General features: G+C 57.5%; 3 protein-coding genes. All 3 read right to left on the bottom strand.

What is annotated here, in order from left to right:
* Positions 1 to 455: translation initiation factor IF-2 associated domain-containing protein (locus WCA53_RS17955; RefSeq protein ID WP_423913403.1), on the bottom strand; the 455-nt coding region annotated here is incomplete at its 3' end.
* Positions 456 to 548: 93 nt separating this feature from the next.
* The gene (nusA, locus tag WCA53_RS17950; RefSeq protein ID WP_423913399.1) at positions 549 to 2,024 is read right to left on the bottom strand and encodes a transcription termination factor NusA; all 1,476 of its coding nucleotides are present in this window, start codon (positions 2,022 to 2,024) and stop codon (positions 549 to 551) included.
* A complete protein-coding gene (gene rimP, locus WCA53_RS17945) occupies positions 2,021 to 2,482 on the bottom strand; it encodes a ribosome maturation factor RimP (protein WP_423913406.1) in 462 nt (153 codons plus the stop codon). Before rimP ends, nusA begins: the two co-directional genes overlap by 4 nt.
* Positions 2,483 to 2,902: the final 420 nt, after the last annotated feature.

Below are 2,902 nucleotides of genomic sequence, written 5' to 3'. Positions count from 1 at the left end.
CGTTCCTGGCGTTCCTTCAACTCCAGCGCTTCTTTCTCGAGCAGTTCAGCTGCATGACGCGCTTCTTCATCGCGACGCTGCAACTCGGCTTCGTCCACTTCCACGTCGTCTTCGATGTGGTTAGCGCCTTCAACCACCTGTTCGACACCGCTTTCATCGCGCTTCACGAACACGCGCTTCTTGCGGACCTCGACCTGAATGGTGCGAGCTTTACCCGTAGAGTCGGATTGCTTGATTTCCGACGTATGCCGGCGGGTCAAAGTGATCTTGCGTTTGTCGGCATCAGCGGAACCGTGCGACTTGCGCAAGTGTTCGAGCAGGCGCGACTTGTCCGTCTCGGACAAATCGTCATCCTCGTTCGCTTTCGTGACGCCAGCCGCCTGCAACTGCTCGAGCAGGACGCCCGCAGGCATTTTGAGTTCCGCGGCAAATTGAGCTACGTTGTTACTCGCCATTCATTCCTCTTGATGCAAGGACAGATTCCCTGCTGTTTGATCGGGGTCATGCGGCCTAACGGCCGCGATATGTCAGTGCGCCATGGTCATTTCTCACTGGAACCAGTGTTCACGTGCTTTCATGATCAACGCCTTAGCGGCATCCTCTTCAATACTAGTCATCTCGACCAACTCATCCACAGCCAGCTCGGCGAGTTCGTCGCGCGTCCGGATCTGATGTTCTTCGAGCTTCGCGAACAACTCTTCGCTCATGCCCTCGAGGCTCTTCAAGTCGAGCGCCACGCCCTCGACCTTCTCTTCGTTCGCGATCGCCATTGTCAGGAGAGCGTCACGGGAGCGGTTACGCAATTCGTGAACGGTATCTTCGTCAAAGGCTTCAATTTCGAGCATTTCATTGAGCGGCACATACGCAATCTCTTCGAGGCTGGTAAAGCCTTCGTCGATGAGAATGTCAGCCACTTCTTCGTCGACGTCGAGGCGCGCCATAAACAGGCTGCGCAACGTGCCACGCTCTTCGTTCTGCTTCAGCGCGGACTCGTCCGGCGTCATGATGTTGATTTGCCAGCCTGTCAACTCGCTGGCTAGACGCACGTTCTGGCCGCTACGGCCGATGGCGACCGCCAATTCGTTCTCGTCCACGACGACGTCCATCGAATGCTTCTCTTCATCGACGACGATCGACTGTACGGCAGCCGGCGCGAGCGCACCGATCACGAACTGGGCGGGATCCTCCGACCATAGCACGATGTCGACGTTCTCGCCACCCAACTCATTTCGCACCGCCTGCACCCGCGAACCGCGAATACCGACGCACGTGCCGATCGGGTCGATGCGCTTGTCGTAAGCTACAACACCAATTTTCGCACGCACGCCAGGATCGCGCGCAGCCGCCTTGATTTCGAGCAGGCCTTGTTCGATTTCCGGCACTTCCATTTCGAACAGCTTCATCAGGAACTCGGGCGCCGTGCGCGAGAGTTCAATCTGCGGGCCGCGTGCCGTGCGATCGACCTTGGCGATATAAGCCCGAACCCGATCGCCAACACGCAAGTTTTCTTTCGGAATCAATTGGTCGCGGCGCAACAACGCTTCCACACGGCCCGATTCGACGATGAAATTGCCCTTGTCCAGACGCTTCACTGCGCCGGTCATGATCTTTTCGCCGCGCTCAAGGAAATCGTTGAGAATCTGCTCGCGCTCGGCGTCACGGACCTTCTGCAAGATCACTTGCTTGGCGGCCTGCGCGCCAATCCGGCCAAATTCGATGGACGGAATGGGTTGCTCGATGTATTCGTCCACCTGGGCGTCGGGCTTCTCTTCCTTCGCCTCGAACAGCAGGATTTCCTGATCCGGTTCCTGCAGACCCGCTTCGTCCGGCACCACTTTCCAGCGACGGAACGTCTCGTGCTCGCCGCTCTCACGGTCGATGGCCACACGGATGTCCACATCTTCCTCGAACAGCTTCTTGGTTGCCGAAGCAAGCGCCGCTTCAAGCGCGGCATACACCACGTCCTTGTTGACGTTCTTCTCGCGCGCCAGCGCATCCGCCAGCATCAAAACTTCGCGACTCATTGTTTGCGGCTCCTAAAGTCAACTTTGGGGACGAGACGTGCTTTATCGAGGTCTGCGAGCGTGAAATCGAGCATCGCAGCAACGCCGTCCTTCCCTTCGAATTCCAAACCGATCGTGTCGCCGTCCGGGGCATGCAGGATGCCACGGTACGACTTGCGCCCGTCCAGCGGCTTTTTCAATGTGATAGTGACTTCGTTGCCTGCGAAGCGTTCGAAATCGGCCAGTTTTTTAAGCGGCCGGTCGAGACCTGGCGACCCGACTTCGAGCCGCGAGTAATCGATGTTCTCCACTTCGAACAGATACTGGAGTTGACGCGTGACTTTCTCGCAATCTGTAATCGCGATCCCGGCAGGCTGGTCGATGGAAATGCGCAGCAAACCGCCTCCCGCGCGCTCGATTTCGACGAGTTCGTAGCCCAGGCCCGTAACCGTGGTTTCGATGAGTTCCGTCAGTTGCACAGTGAATGACTCCAAGATGTTCGCGCGTTCCACGCTGAACATCTGCGGACCGCGCCTTGAGCCGGCGCGCATTCGTGCTACCCGAGATGCTGAACCGAACGGCCAAAAAAAAATGGGCGCAACGCCCATCCTTCTGTACCGAGATCGCATCCGGGCAGCGAAACAAGCTACATGCCCAGCGACTTTGTGATTTTAGCCATTTTTCGGGATAAACGCAACCAATACGCCCTGTATGAACGCGTTTCACGAGTCTATTCAGGGTGTCTGGAACGCATTCGGGGCGCGGTATTCAGTATACCGGTGAAGCGCATAAACGGATGACGCATGCTCACACGCTTCATCGAACGAGCGACTCGATGCAAGTCGCAGCAATTCGGTCAACGGATCAACGGCCGCGAGTGCGATTGCGCGGGGCCGGCG

Origin of the sequence: Caballeronia sp. (assembly GCF_049581465.1) — a bacterium.
Lineage (GTDB): Bacteria > Pseudomonadota > Gammaproteobacteria > Burkholderiales > Burkholderiaceae > Caballeronia.
This window is presented reverse-complemented; position numbering and strand designations above follow the sequence as displayed.